Below are 14,415 nucleotides of genomic sequence, written 5' to 3'. Positions count from 1 at the left end.
GAACCAAGAGACGGAGCAACGACCATGAGCACCACGAGCGCATCGGGCACCCCGCCCACCTCGCCCCCCACGCCCACGACACCCGCACGCGCCACGAGCGCCTACGCCGCGCTGACCCGTGCCGGTCACCGGGCCTACACGCGCGACCGGACCACGCTCTTCTTCACCTTCGCCTTCCCCCTCCTCTTCCTGGTCGTCTTCGGGCTGATCTTCCACGGCATGACCGTCGAGGAGAGCGGACGCCCCTACATCAACTACATCGCGCCCGGCGTGCTGTCGTGGGGTGTCGCCAACGCCGCCGTCTTCGGCGTCGGGTTCGTCATCATGCAGTGGCGCCGCGACGACATCCTGCGGCTGATCCGGATGACGCCGACGCCGCTGCCCACGATCCTCGGTTCGCGCTACGTGCTGGCGCTGGCCATCGGCACCACGCAGGCCGCGATGTTCGTCCTCGTCGCCATGCTGCCGTTCTTCGGCCTCGAACCGGCCGGGAGCTGGCCGCTCGCACTGCCCGTGCTGTTCCTCGGCATCACCGCGTTCCTCGCGGTCGGCGTGATCGTCGGCTCGTACGCGAGGACACCCGAGGCCGTCGCCGCCGTCGCCAACTGCCTGATGGTGCCGATGGCGTTCCTGTCCGGGTCGTTCTTCCCGCTGGACGCCATGCCGGGCTGGATGCAGGACATCTCCCTCGTGCTGCCGCTGCGCTACTTCAACGACGGCATCTCGGCCGCCGTCACCGGTGACGGCGGCGGTGGGGACATCCTGGTGGCCTGCGGAGGCATCACCGCCTTCGCCGTCGTCTTCGGCGCGATCGCGCTGAAGACCTTCCGCTGGAGCGACCAGTCATGACGACCGGGACAGCGGGAGCGACCGGTGCGGTGACCGGTGCCGAGACGGCGGACCGGGTGCCGGGCCTCGCCGTCGCCGACGGCACACCCCTGGAGCGGGGCCGCGCCCGTCTCCAACAGGCCCTGACCGTACGGTACGAGGCCGGGCGCCCGCGCACGGCCGACGTGCCCGCCCCGCTCGTGGTCCCCCTCGGCGGCGCCGACGTCCTCGGTTTCGGGCACCCCGACCCGTACGCCGCCGTGCGCCCGGCCGCCACCGTCCAGCTCACCTCCCGGGCCGCCCTCGTCGGACCCTTCGGCGGCGGCACCGGGGCCGCCTGCGGCCAGTGCCTCGCCATGCGCTGGCAGCGGCTGCGCAGCCGCTCCGAACGGGAGGCGCTGGAGCTGGGCCACGAACCGCACGGCGCCGCCGACTGGCCGCTGCTCACCGACTACGCCCTGGACGCGGTCTGGGCGGCCTATCTCGCCGTCCGTACGGGGGAGTTCACCCCGCCCGCCACCACCGAGGCCGACCGCGAGCTGCCGCAGGTCACCCGGGTCGACCTCGGCACCCTCGCCACCGCGACCTTCCCGCTGCTGCCCGAACCGCTCTGCCCCTCCTGCGTCCCCGAGCGCCCCGACACCGCGAACGCGGCACGCATGCGGCTGACCGCCCAGCCCAAACCGGACCCCACCGGCTACCGGCTGCGCCCCCTCGACGCGTACCCGCTGCCGACGGCCGCGCTCGCCAACCCCGTCTGCGGCGCGCTCGGTTCGGACACCTGGATCAACCCGGCCTCCACGACCACGGCACCCGTCGCCGGCACCCACTTCGTACGCGGCTACGCCGGACTCAACGACGTCACCTGGAGCGGCCAGGCCAACAGCTACTCCACCAGCCGGACCCTGGCCTATCTGGAGGGACTCGAACGCTACGCGGGCACCCACCGGCGCCGTGGCACCGGCCCGGTCGTCGACTCGTACAACAATCTCGCCCTCGACGCCCTGAACCCGGCCGACTGCGGCTTCTACGCGGACGCCACGTACGAGAAGGACCATCTGGTCAGCCCGTTCGACCCGGACCGGCCCATCCCCTGGGTGTGGGGCCACTCGCTGCGCGACGAGCGGCCCATCCTCGTCCCGGCGCGCCTGGCGCACTACAGCGCGGGTGTCGACGCGGACAACTTCGTCTTCGAGTGCTCCAACGGCTGTGCCACCGGCGGGAGTCTGGAGGAGGCGATCCTCTTCGGGCTGCTGGAGCTGATCGAACGCGACGCGTTCCTGCTCGCCTGGTACGGCCGCGCCCGGCTCACCGAGATCGACCTCGGATCGTGCCGGGGCGGTGCGATCCGCACCATGCTCGACCGGGCCGCGCTGCACGGCTACGACGTGCACGCCTTCGACACCCGGATGGATCTCGCGGTGCCCGTGGTCACGGCCCTCGCGGTGCGCGGGGACGGCGGCCTCGGCACGCTCTCCTTCAGCGCCGCCGCCGGCTTCGACCCGGAGGGCACCGTCGACGCGGCCCTCTCCGAGGTCCTCACCTACATCCCGCATCTGCCCTACCAGGTCGCCGAACGCGAGGGCGAGCTGCGCGAGATGGCGGCCGACTACCGCAAGGTCCTGCACCTCAAGGACCACGCGCAGCTGTACGGCCTGCCGGAGATGACGCACCACGCGCGCGAGTACCTGGAGCCGACCGACGTGCTTCCGCTTCGGGAGACGTACGCCGACTGGGCACCCCTCCGGCCGCGCACCGGTGATCTGCTGGACGATCTGCGGCTGCTGCGCGACGAGTTGGCGAGTGCCGGCCACGATGTGATCGCCGTCGACCAGACGACGCCGGAGCAGCGGCGGATGGGGCTGCACACGGTCAGTACGACCGTGCCCGGTCTGCTGCCGCTGGACTTCGGCTGGACGCGGCAGCGCGCCCTGCTGATGCCCAGACTGCGCACGGCGCTGCGGGCGGCCGGGCGGCGCGGGGACGACCTGCCGGAGCGGGAGATCAAGGCGGTTCCGCATCCGTTCCCGTGACTCCTCCGGGACCTGTCCGGGGGCGTCCCCCGGGCGGGTCCCCGGGCGGTCCGCCGCGCACCACGACGACCGGCCCCTCACCCGGTACGGGTGGAGGGGCCGGTCGCTCGCTGCGCAGCCGGATCAGGCGGAGCAGGAGGTGGTGCTGGTGGTGCTGGAGCAGGTCGACGTCGAGGAGGACGACGTGGAACCGGCGAGGACGACCTCGACCGCGTCCGAGTAGTCCGAGATCTCGAAGGTCTCCGACTCGAGCTCCAGGATCTCGTCGGCGAGGGTGGCGAGACCGGTCTTCGGGGCCATGGGGGTTCTCCTTCGGTCACCGGGGCTTCACCGGCTTCTCCGGCGGCGCTCCCTTGCGATGGCCCCATTCCACCGCCGCCCGCTGTCAGTTCGGCCCGGCTTTCGCTGTCACCCCGCTGACACCAGGTGTCAGTGGAATGTGCCTTCCGCTGCGCCTGGCCTGCCGCACGCTCGTACCTCAAGAAACGCTCAAATCAAGGAGGTGAAGGCGCATGACCGACGCGCCGCACGACGGCACATCCCCGGCGCCCACGCCCGATCCCCCGCCCACGCCCGATCCCCCCTCCCCGGTCGCCCCGCCGCCCCGGGCCCCCTCGCCGTCCCCGGCCGCCGGGTCCACCGCCGTACCGCGCGACACGCTGCGGGACGCACTCGGGCTCTATCTCGAACTGCACGCCCACCCCGAGCTGTCCGGCGCCGAGGCCGGGACCGCCGAGCGCTTCGCCGCCCGGCTGGAGGCGGACGGCGCCACCGTCACGCGCGGCGTCGGGGGCCACGGCGTCGTCGGTGTCCTGCGCAACGGCGAGGGCCCCACGCTCATGCTCCGGGCGGAGCTGGACGCCCTGCCCGTCGACGAGCGCACCGGCCTGGCGTACGCGAGTACCGTCCCCGGCACCATGCACGCCTGCGGCCATGACCTCCATCTCGCCTCCGTCGCGGGCGCGTTCGCCCTGCTCGCGCGGGAGCCGGACTCCTGGCGGGGCACCCTCCTGGCCCTCGGCCAGCCCGCCGAGGAGACCCTGGAGGGGGCGGCGGCGATGCTCGCCGACGGTCTCTACGAACGGTTCGGCACCCCCGACACCGTCCTCGCCCAGCACACCGCCCCCCTGCCGGCCGGAATCCTCGCGCACGGCCGGGGCCCGATGATGGCCGCGAGCGCCGCGCTGGACGTCGTCGTCCACGGCTACGGCGGCCACGCCGGCAGCCCGCAGCTCACCGTCGACCCCGTGGTGACCGCCGCCGCCACCGTCATGCGCCTCCAGACGGTGGTCTCCCGCGAGACCGCGCCCGCGGACCAGGTCGTCCTGACCGTCGGCTCGTTGCGCGCGGGCCGGCGCGGCAACGTCGTCCCCGACGACGCGGAGCTGAGCATCACTGTCCGCGCGGCCACCGACCACGCCCTGGAACGGGCCCTGTCGGCGGCCGGGCGGATCGTACGGGCCGAGTGCGCGGCCTCCGGCTGTCCCAGGGACCCCGACATCACGCTCGTCTCCCGCTCACCGGCGCTGCTGCCCGATCCGGCGGCGACCGCGAGCGTACGGGCGGCCCACGAGCGGGAGTTCGGCCCGCACCGGGTGGCGGACTGGCCCGGCTCGATGGCGGCCGAGGACTTCCCCCGCTTCGCGGTCGGTGGTGTGCGGACGGCATACTGGATGGTCGGTACGGCTTCCCCGGGCCAGTGGCGTGCCGCACGCTCGGGCGGCCGGCCGGTACCGCCCAACCACTCGGCGGAGTTCGCCCCCGACGTACGGACCGCCCTGCCCGCCGGCATCGCGGCCATGGCGACGGCCGCCAGGCAGCTGTTCAAGGAGACGCGTTGACGATGACGGCGCAGTGGCACGGGTTCACGGACATCGAGGACGTCGCCCGGTACGTGGAGGTGGTGACGGTCCGCGAGGACAGCACGGCCCCGGCCGCCGAGACGACGGCCGTCCGCCTGGTCGGTCTGCTGCCGCCGCACTGGAGATGCGTCCCCGAGGTCACCGGGGACCGGGTGCGGCTGTGGATCGAGCGCGAGCGCGGCACCAGCGACACCGACATCCGCCGCACGGTCCGGGAGGTCCTGGCGGACTCGGCGCTGCGGGGCTGGACGGAACAGCCCTGACACTCGCCTGACGGATCGTCAGCTGTCTTTCACCCGGGCTCGGCCCTGGGCTTCTCCCCGCCGGTCCGCCCGGATCCCGTTCAGATCCAGCCCCGTTCGCGGGCCAGCAGCGCGGCCTGCGCGCGGCTCGCGGCGCCGAGGGCCTGGAGCAGGTCCGCCACATGTCTTCGGTACGTACGGACCGAGATGCCGAGGTCCCGGGCGCCCGCCTCGTCCTTGCCCACCGAGCACATCGAGATCAGCACCTGCTGCTCCATCTCGCTGAGCCCGCCCGCCGCCTCGGCGGTCTCCTCCTCGACGGCCACCAGATCGTCCGCCTGCGCCCAGATCTTCTCGAACAGCGCGATGATGTTGGCGACGAGCCCGCTCTTGTGGGCCAGCAGCGCCCCGCGTGAGGTGTTCTGCGGATCGACCGGCACCAGGGCCGTACGGCCGTCGTACACCAGGATCCGCTCGGTGATGTTCTCCGCGACCCGGATCTGCGCCCCGCGTCCGACCAGCTCGCGCAGATAGTCGTAGGTCGGCTGGTCGTCCAGCGCGGCGGTGTGCACGACGTTGCGGATGCCCACCCCGCGCCGCAGACATCGCAGGTCCAGCGGGCGGGAGCGCTTGATGTTCTCCGGCGAGAGCTTCGTGTACGGCTCCACGGACAGGATCTCGTCGCGCGCGAAGAAGGCGAGATCGTCGATCCGGTTCCGTATCTCCGTCAGACCCTCCAACTGCTCGATGCCCTGCACCGGGAGCAGCCGGGAACCCTGTTCCGCGCGTAGCCCCTCCACCAGGTCACGCGCCTGCATCACCAGGCGCAACTCCTCGTGGAGCGCGTTGAGCCGCGCGTCGGTCAGCCGCGCCAGCGCCACCCCGGGGTCGGCGGGCGAGACCCGGTGGTGATCGCTGTCGGGGTGCAGCAGACCCAGCTCCCGAAGCCGGTCGAGGCTGCGTCTCGCGTCGTCCTGTTCGGTGTGGACCAGCAGATGGATGTCGTCCGCCGGGGTGTCCGGGTTACGGAGGAAATGGCGGTAGATCTCTTCCTCGGTGGGAGTGACGCCGAAGACGGACATCTCGTTGTCGCCCAAGACTTGGCCTCCGCAACTTGATCGGTTCACGCCGAGGAGTGGGGTGGGGGTGTCGGTGTGGTCGGTGTGGTGCGGCGTAGCGAGAGGGACTGCCCACCGGACTCGCTCCGCGGCCCGGGGGACCCAGGAGAGAGTAAAGGCAATCCCATGACTCTGTAACTGATCTTGCGGGGAACTGCGCGGTAGATGTGGGTGAACCGGGTGTGACGCGACCGGGCTCCGCCTGTCCGGCGCGCCGGACCGCGCAGGGGCGTCGCGGCCGTACGCGGGTTCCCGGTGTCCGGTCCTCGGCAGTCTCCCCGATGAAATCCGCGTAGTACATGGAGTAAACGCCGGTAACCCGCACGCATCGGCGGAGGATCACCTTCCGACGACGGGAATGCCGGCCTGGCGGGATCCGGCGCCACCGCCGTCTCGGCGAAGGGCGCGGCACGGTGCCCGCGGCCGATCACGCTCCCGCAGGGCGGGTCACGGACAGTGACAGAATGAGCCTCGCCGTGTCCGACAGCCACGCCCCGGGAGCCCCCGCACCCTCCCGCGCGGCAGCCGTCCCTCCAGGGTCGTACGCTGGGAGCCCCCGGCCCGTGAGACGTGTCGGGTCCTTCGCGTTGCGCGCCACCGCGCCCCGCGTCGGTGACAGAGCCCCCGCCTCACCCCCGGATCCGGACGGAAACCCCCTTCATGAGCCTGCACGGTCTGCTCGACGCCGTTGTACGAGACCCGGCGCTGGCCGAAGCGGTCAGCGCCGCCGCCGACGGGCACCGCCATCACGTCGATCTGGTCGGGCCGCCCGCGGCCCGGCCCTTCGCGGTCGCCGCGCTCGCCCGCGACGCGGGTCGGCCCGTGCTCGCCGTCACCGCGACCGGCCGGGAGGCCGAGGACCTCGCCGCCGCGCTGCGGTCGCTGCTGCCCGCCGACTCCGTCGCGGAGTTCCCGTCCTGGGAGACGCTGCCGCACGAGCGCCTGTCGCCCCGCAGCGACACCGTCGGGCGCCGGCTCGCGGTGCTGCGCCGGCTCGCCCACCCGCGCGCGGACGACCCCGGCGCCGGACCGGTCTCCGTCGTCGTCGCCCCGATCCGCTCCGTGCTCCAGCCGCAGGTCAAGGGCCTCGGCGAGCTGGTGCCCGTCTCGCTGCGCAGCGGCGGCACCGCGGATCTGAACGAGGTGACCGAGGCGCTGTCGGCCGCCGCGTACGCCCGCGTCGAACTGGTCGAGAAGCGCGGCGAGTTCGCCGTACGGGGCGGCATCCTGGACGTCTTCCCGCCCACCGAGGAGCACCCCCTGCGGGTGGAGTTCTGGGGCGACGACATCGAGGAGATCCGCTACTTCAAGGTCGCCGACCAGCGGTCCCTCGAAGTCGCCGAACACGGACTGTGGGCGCCCCCCTGCCGTGAGCTGCTGCTCACACCGCAGGTACGGGAGCGGGCCGCCGCCCTCGCCGAGGTCCACCCCGAGCTGGGCGAGATGCTAGGCAAGATCTCGGAGGGCATCGCGGTGGAGGGCATGGAGGCCCTGGCACCGGTCCTCGTCGACGACATGGAGCTGCTGCTCGACGTCCTGCCCGCCGGCGCGATGACCCTGGTCTGCGACCCCGAGCGGGTCCGCACCAGGGCCGCCGACCTGGTCGCCACCAGCCAGGAGTTCCTCCAGGCGTCCTGGGCTGCCGGAGCCGGTGGCGGCGAGGCGCCCATCGACGTCGGCGCGGCCTCGCTCTGGGGCATCGCGGACGTCCGGGACCGGGCCCGTGAGCTGGGGATGATGTGGTGGTCGGTGGCGCCGTTCGCCGCCGACGAGGAGCTGTCGGAGGACACCCTCAAGCTGGGCATGCGCGCCCCGGAGACGTACCGCGGCGACACCGCACGCGCCCTCGCCGACACCAAGGGCTGGCTCGCCGACGGCTGGCGCACCGTCTATGTCACCGAGGGCCACGGCACCGCGGCCCGTACCGTCGAGGTGCTCGGCGGCGAGGGCATCCCCGCCCGGCTCGACACCCCCGAGGCACACGGCGGCAAGGGCCTGGGCGAGATCTCGCCGGCCCTCGTGCACGTCGCGTGCGGCTCGATCGACTACGGCTTCGTCGACCCGGCGCTCAGGCTCGCCGTCCTCACCGAGACCGACCTCTCCGGCCAGAAGGCGGCGGGCAAGGACGGCGTACGGATGCCGACCAAGCGCCGCAAGACGATCGACCCGCTCACCCTGGAGACGGGCGACTACATCGTCCACGAGCAGCACGGCGTCGGCCGCTACGTGGAGATGGTGCAGCGCACCGTGCAGGGCGCGACCCGCGAGTATCTGCTCGTCGAGTACGCCCCCGCCAAGCGCGGTCAGCCCGGCGACCGCCTCTACATCCCCACCGACCAGCTCGAACAGGTCACCAAGTACGTCGGCGGCGAGGCCCCCACCCTGCACCGCCTCGGCGGCGCCGACTGGACGAAGACCAAGCAGCGCGCCAAGAAGGCGGTCAAGGAGATCGCCGCCGACCTGATCAAGCTCTACTCGGCGCGGATGGCGGCGCCCGGCCACGCCTTCGGCGCGGACACGCCCTGGCAGCGGGAGCTGGAGGACGCGTTCCCTTACGTGGAGACGCCCGACCAGCTCTCCACCATCGCCGAGGTCAAGGAGGACATGGAGAAGACGGTCCCGATGGACCGGCTGGTCTGCGGCGACGTCGGCTACGGCAAGACGGAGATCGCCGTGCGCGCGGCCTTCAAGGCCGTCCAGGACGGCAAGCAGGTCGCCGTCCTCGTTCCCACGACACTGCTCGTGCAGCAGCACTTCGGCACCTTCTCCGAGCGGTACGCGCAGTTCCCCGTCTCCGTGAAGGCGCTGTCCCGCTTCCAGAGCGACACCGAGGCGAAGGCGACCCTCGAAGGGCTCCGGGAGGGGTCGGTCGACATCGTCATCGGCACACACCGCCTCTTCTCCTCCGAGACGAGGTTCAAGGACCTGGGCCTGGTCATCGTGGACGAGGAGCAGCGCTTCGGCGTCGAGCACAAGGAGCAGCTGAAGAAGCTCCGCGCCAACGTCGACGTGCTGACCATGTCCGCGACGCCGATCCCGCGCACCCTGGAGATGGCGGTGACCGGCATCCGCGAGATGTCGACCATCACCACCCCGCCCGAGGAGCGGCACCCGGTGCTGACCTTCGTCGGCCCGTACGAGGAGAAGCAGATCGGCGCGGCCATCCGGCGTGAACTGCTCCGCGAGGGCCAGGTCTTCTACATCCACAACCGGGTCGAGTCCATCGACCGCGCCACCGCGCGGCTGCGCCAGATCGTCCCCGAGGCGCGGATCGCGACCGCGCACGGCCAGATGTCCGAACAGGCCCTGGAACAGGTCGTGGTGGACTTCTGGGAGAAGAAGTTCGACGTCCTCGTCTCCACCACGATCGTGGAGTCCGGCATCGACATCGCCAACGCCAACACCCTCGTGGTCGAGCGCGGCGACAACTTCGGCCTCTCCCAGCTGCACCAGCTGCGCGGACGGGTGGGCCGGGGCCGCGAGCGCGGCTACGCCTACTTCCTCTACCCGCCGGAGAAGCCGCTGACCGAGACCGCGCACGAGCGTCTGGCGACGATCGCCCAGCACACCGAGATGGGCGCCGGCATGTACGTCGCGATGAAGGACCTGGAGATCCGCGGCGCGGGCAACCTGCTCGGCGGCGAGCAGTCCGGCCATATCGCGGGCGTCGGTTTCGACCTGTACGTACGGATGGTCGGCGAGGCCGTCGCGGACTACCGCGCCGCGGTCGACGGCACGGTGCAGGAGGAGCCGCCGCTGGAGGTCAAGATCGAGCTGCCGGTCGACGCGCACGTCCCGCACGACTACGCGCCCGGCGAGCGGCTGAGGCTCCAGGCCTACCGCGCGATCGCCTCCGCCAACTCGGAGGCCGACATCGCCGCCGTACGCGAGGAACTCCACGACCGCTACGGCAAGCTCCCCGAACCGGTCGAGAACCTGCTCCTGGTGGCCGGGCTGCGGATGCTGGCCCGTGCCTGCGGGGTCGGCGAGATCGTCCTCCAGGGCTCCAACATCCGCTTCGCGCCGGTGGAGTTGAGGGAGTCGCAGGAGCTGCGGCTCAAGCGCCTCCACCCCCGTACGGTGATCAAGCCGACGGCCCATCAGATCCTCGTGCCGCGCCCGACGGCGGGCAGGATCGGCGGCAAGCCGGTGGTCGGACGTGAACTGCTGTCGTGGACGGGGGAGTTCCTGACGACGATCCTGGGGTCGTGACCCTCGCGAACCGTGTGATCCCCGCAGGAAGTATCCGCCCGCGTCCCGTACGGCCCGTGCTCGTCGTCGCCCTGGCCGCCTCGCTGCTCGCGGGGTGCGACGCCGTCGACACCACGGACGCCGACGGCGCCGCCCCGGACGGGCGGGCGGCCAGCCCGCTCAGGAACACCGACGGCACCGCGCCCGGTCTCGCGCCCCTCGCCGGGGACGCGGACCTGGCGGCGGCCCGCAAGGTGATCGGCGCGCTGGAGGTGAAGGGGCGCGGGCCGAGGACCGGTTACGACCGCGAGAAGTTCGGCTACGCGTGGATGGACACGGCCGACGGCGTCCCGTACGCGCGCAACGGCTGTGACACCCGTAACGACCTGCTGGGACGCGACGGCCAGGACGTCGAGTTCCGGTCCGGCTCCGACTGTGTGATCGTCTCGATGACGCTGCGCGACCCGTACACCGGCAAGGACATCGCGTGGAAGAAGCGGGAGGCGACGGCCGTCCAGATAGACCACGTGGTGCCGCTCTCCTACAGCTGGCAGCTCGGCGCGGCCCGCTGGAACGAGGACAAGCGCGAGCGGCTGGCGAACGATCCCCTGAACCTGCTGCCGGTCGACGGCCCGACGAACAGCGGCAAGGGCGACTCGGGCCCGGCCTCCTGGCTGCCGCCGAACAGAGGGATCAGGTGCGCCTACGCGGTCCGCTTCGCGCAGGTGGCCCTCAGGTACGAGATGCCGGTGACGGCCCCGGACAGGCAGGTGATGCTGCGGCAGTGCGGTGCGAGGTGAACGGCGGGAGGACCCCGGCGGTGCGCTGCCGGGGTCCTCTGCCGTGACTCGGGGCGGGTGGCCGCCGGTCGGTCGACGGCGACGGGGGCCCGTCGCCGGGTCGGATCAGCCGTGCTGCCTGGCCCGGCGGCCCCGGTTGAAGACCATCGCGCCACTGGCGAAGACGACCGCTCCCAGGCCCGCCACCACCGCGGGCACGGCGACGGCCGACTCCTCGGCGGAGGCCGCCAGCTTCTCACCGGCCGCCGCGTGGTCGGCGTGTCCGGCGGCGTGGATCGGGTCGGCCTCGGTGTTCTTGAAGTCCGCCCCGAGCGCCTCGACCTCGGCCGCCGACCGCTCGCCGCCCGCGAGACCCGTGACCTGACCGCTGCCGCCGTCGAAGACGACGTCGGAGCAGGAGAAGAAGTTCTCCTGGCTGTCCGAGCGGATCCAGTGGACGAAGAGCATGTGCTGACCGCTCCGCTGCGGTAACTGGAGGTTCCAGTAGTAGTGGCCTCCCTCGGTGCCCACCCCACCGGACTGCGGCGGGTTGCTCACCGTCTGGAGGTGGTCCAGGTCGCCCCACGCGAGGGCCTTGGTCGGGCTCCACCCGCTCTTGGTGAGGTACACCTCGAACTTGCCCGGGTGGGCGGCCCAGTTGCTGTACTTGAGCTGGATGTTCGCACCCGAGGTCAGACGCGTCTTCGGCCAGTCGGTGCGGACCGCGTTGTACGCGGAGAAGTTGTACGGGCTCTTGTCGCCCGCGCTGCACAGCTTCCCGTCCGGGACGTAACCCGCGCCCCGGCCGCCGGCGTTGGAGTCCAGCACGGCGAACCAGTTGTACAGCGGGTTGGTACCGCTCTGCCGGACCGCCGCGGCGCAGGCGGGGTTGGACGGCATCTGGGTCGAGCCGTTCTGGATCAGGTCCTTGTAGCACAGGTTGGTCCGCGAGCCGGGCATGATGCTGACGCCGTGCGCCGATGCCGGGGACGGCACGGACAGCACCGCGGCGACAACGCCCGCGGCCCCGGCTAGGGCCAGCGTGCGCCGGGCACGGACCGAGTTGATGGCCATGAGGTGGTCTCCTTCGTGGAGGTTCTCTCTCGAGCGCTGACCGATCGGCCGGGACCTGTCGTGGGCGTCGTCCCGCGCTGCCGGAGCCGGCCAGGAGGGCAGGCCGGAGCAGCCGGGCAGAGGCCCGTGAGGCGCGTTCGCTTGCGTGTGCTGGGTCGTCCCGGACCCGGCGGTCAACCTGACAGAGGGTCTGGCTCGGATGGTGGGGGATTGATGGGAGTGCGCTGGTGGGAGCGCTCCCATCGGCAACGTAGCGCGTGCGGGTGGAGGAGTAAATGCTCTCGCGGCGTCTGTTGAAAGCTTGGCTTGTTCCGTCGTCCCGGGCTCGATGGCGCGTTTCTTGCTGATTTCCCCCGTGTCGAAGCATTGACAGGGCTAGGTCAAAGATTGACCATGGGAGCGCTCCCATCGTTAAGAACGTGCAACTGAACCGGGCAAGAGCGCACATCTTCCCCTCAAGGGATGAAGATCCAAATCCTCCGGAGGTAGTTCGCACATGACACCCCACACCACCTCAGTCGCCTTACCCGAACGACGAGTCCGCCGCGGTCCGGTCGCACTCGCCGTCGGCGCGCTGCTGCTCACCGGCGGCGCGGTCACCGAGCTCACCACCACCCCCGCCTCAGCCTCCGCGAAGGCCGGCGCCCCCGCGAAGGCCGCCGCCCGCGTGGACAACCCGTACGCGGGCGCCAAGGTGTACGTGAACCCGGAGTGGTCCGCGAAGGCCGCGGCCGAGCCCGGCGGCAGCAGGATCTCCAACCAGCCGACCGCCGTGTGGCTCGACCGCATCGCCGCGATCAACGGTGTGGCCGGCGGAATGGGCCTGGAGGCCCATCTCAACAGGGCCGTCAGCCAGGGCGCGCAGACGATCCAGCTGGTCATCTACAACCTGCCCGGCCGAGACTGTTCCGCCCTCGCCTCGAACGGCGAGCTCGGCCAGACGGATCTCCCCAGGTACAAGAGCGAGTACATCGACCCGATCGCGGCGATCCTGGCCAAGCCGGCCTACGCCAACCTGCGCATCGTGAACATCGTCGAGATCGACTCGCTGCCGAACCTGGTCACCAACGTCTCGCCCCGCCCGACCGCGGTCCCGAACTGCGACACGATGAAGGCGAACGGAAACTACGTCAAGGGTGTCGGCTACGCGCTGGCCAAGCTGGGCGCGGTCCCGAACACCTACAACTACGTCGACGCGGGCCACCACGGCTGGATCGGCTGGGACGACAACTTCAACGCCTCCGCGAAGCAGATCGCCGAGGCCGCGAGGGCCGAGGGCAGCACCCTGGCCAATGTGCACGGCTTCATCGCCAACACCGCGAACTACGGCGCCACCACCGAGCCGTACTTCAAGATCGGCGATACCGCCAACGACGGCCCGATCCGCGAGAAGTCCAAGTGGATCGACTGGAACCGCTACGTCGACGAGCAGTCGTTCGCCCAGGCGTTCCGCACCGAGGTCCAGAAGGAAGGCTTCTCCTCGAACGTCGGCATGCTGATCGACACCTCCCGCAACGGCTGGGGCGGCTCGGCCCGGCCGACCGCCGCGGGCCCGAGGACCACCTCGGACACGTACGTCAACGGAGGCCGCACCGACCGCCGGATCCACCTGGGCAACTGGTGCAACCAGAAGGGCGCCGGTCTCGGCGCACGGCCCCAGGCGGCCCCGGCACCCGGTATCGACGCATACGTCTGGGTCAAGCCCCCGGGTGAGTCGGACGGCGCCAGCAAGGTGATCCCGAACGACGAGGGCAAGGGCTTCGACCGGATGTGCGACCCGACGTACACCGGTAACGCCCTCAACGGGAACAACATGTCCGGCGCCCTGCCGGACGCGCCGCTCTCCGGCCACTGGTTCCCGGCCCAGTTCCAGGAGCTCCTGAGGAACGCCTACCCGGCGCTCTGACCGACGCCCCGAGCAGTCGCGACATCCGCGTCGCCGCGTGAGGGCGGGCGGGTGCGGGCCCCGTCTCCGACCGGGCCCGCACCCCTTCGCGAGCCGACGGCCTCCCCGTCCCGGAGGCCGTACAAGCGGTGGGGCGCCGGGCCTCGGGCCCTTGGCCTGCCCGCGTGGACCTCCCCGTCACCACCCTCGCCGGACGTCCCGGGCCCGTCGGCGTACCCGGAGCGTTCGAGCCCGTGCGCCGGGAGGCCGCACGCGGATACGGTGTCCACGTCGGACCCAACGTGCGGGTGCGCCACCGGATCTGAGCGATGGGGACAGGTACGGGGGGCAGGGGGATTCGCACGAGGGGCTTCGGCGGGCCGTGCCGCTGTATACCCTCGAT

General features: G+C 71.7%; 10 protein-coding genes. 7 read left to right on the top strand and 3 right to left on the bottom strand.

From position 1 onward, the window contains the following. Positions 1-24: 24 nt before the first annotated feature. Together ACFWU9_RS13590 and ACFWU9_RS13585 are read left to right on the top strand one after the other, a co-directional pair. A complete protein-coding gene (locus ACFWU9_RS13590) occupies positions 25-849 on the top strand; it encodes an ABC transporter permease (RefSeq protein WP_384317596.1) in 825 nt (274 codons plus the stop codon). After that, a complete protein-coding gene (locus ACFWU9_RS13585) occupies positions 846-2,861 on the top strand; it encodes a TOMM precursor leader peptide-binding protein (RefSeq protein ID WP_384317593.1) in 2,016 nt (671 codons plus the stop codon). The genes ACFWU9_RS13590 and ACFWU9_RS13585 overlap by 4 nt, the downstream gene beginning before the upstream one ends. 123 nt (positions 2,862-2,984) lie before the next feature. Here the strand turns inward: ACFWU9_RS13585 and ACFWU9_RS13580 are convergent, their stop codons facing one another. Next, on the bottom strand, positions 2,985-3,161 hold the full coding sequence (locus ACFWU9_RS13580; RefSeq protein ID WP_189109547.1) for a thiazolylpeptide-type bacteriocin: 177 nt from the start codon (positions 3,159-3,161) through the stop codon (positions 2,985-2,987). Between the two features lie 212 nt (positions 3,162-3,373). Between ACFWU9_RS13580 and ACFWU9_RS13575 the strand changes: the two genes are divergently transcribed. Then, positions 3,374-4,702 carry an amidohydrolase gene (locus ACFWU9_RS13575; RefSeq protein ID WP_384317590.1) on the top strand — a complete coding sequence of 443 codons (1,329 nt, stop codon included), beginning with the start codon at positions 3,374-3,376 and terminating at the stop codon, positions 4,700-4,702. Positions 4,703-4,704: 2 nt separating this feature from the next. Continuing rightward, positions 4,705-4,986, top strand: coding sequence for a hypothetical protein (locus ACFWU9_RS13570; RefSeq protein WP_384317587.1), 282 nt, complete (start codon positions 4,705-4,707; stop codon positions 4,984-4,986). Positions 4,987-5,066: 80 nt separating this feature from the next. Here the strand turns inward: ACFWU9_RS13570 and ACFWU9_RS13565 are convergent, their stop codons facing one another. Continuing rightward, the gene (locus ACFWU9_RS13565) at positions 5,067-6,047 is read right to left on the bottom strand and encodes a helix-turn-helix transcriptional regulator (RefSeq protein ID WP_384317699.1); all 981 of its coding nucleotides are present in this window, start codon (positions 6,045-6,047) and stop codon (positions 5,067-5,069) included. A gap of 696 nt (positions 6,048-6,743) precedes the next feature. Between ACFWU9_RS13565 and mfd the strand changes: the two genes are divergently transcribed. Beyond that, a complete protein-coding gene (gene mfd, locus ACFWU9_RS13560) occupies positions 6,744-10,295 on the top strand; it encodes a transcription-repair coupling factor (protein WP_384317585.1) in 3,552 nt (1,183 codons plus the stop codon). Positions 10,296-10,351: 56 nt separating this feature from the next. Next, positions 10,352-11,074, top strand: coding sequence for an HNH endonuclease family protein (locus tag ACFWU9_RS13555; protein WP_384317696.1), 723 nt, complete (start codon positions 10,352-10,354; stop codon positions 11,072-11,074). A 105-nt stretch (positions 11,075-11,179) separates the two neighbouring features. Here ACFWU9_RS13555 and ACFWU9_RS13550 read toward each other — a convergent pair whose 3' ends face one another. Then, complete coding sequence (locus ACFWU9_RS13550; RefSeq protein WP_384317582.1) at positions 11,180-12,127, bottom strand: lytic polysaccharide monooxygenase; 948 nt, start codon at positions 12,125-12,127, stop codon at positions 11,180-11,182. Between the two features lie 496 nt (positions 12,128-12,623). Between ACFWU9_RS13550 and ACFWU9_RS13545 the strand changes: the two genes are divergently transcribed. Beyond that, on the top strand, positions 12,624-14,033 hold the full coding sequence (locus ACFWU9_RS13545) for a glycoside hydrolase family 6 protein (RefSeq protein ID WP_384317579.1): 1,410 nt from the start codon (positions 12,624-12,626) through the stop codon (positions 14,031-14,033). Positions 14,034-14,415: the final 382 nt, after the last annotated feature.

The organism is Streptomyces sp. NPDC058653, from assembly GCF_042716895.1.
Lineage (GTDB): Bacteria > Actinomycetota > Actinomycetes > Streptomycetales > Streptomycetaceae > Streptomyces.
The sequence above is the reverse complement of the archived record's forward strand: the minus strand, read 5'-3'. Positions and strand labels throughout refer to the sequence as shown.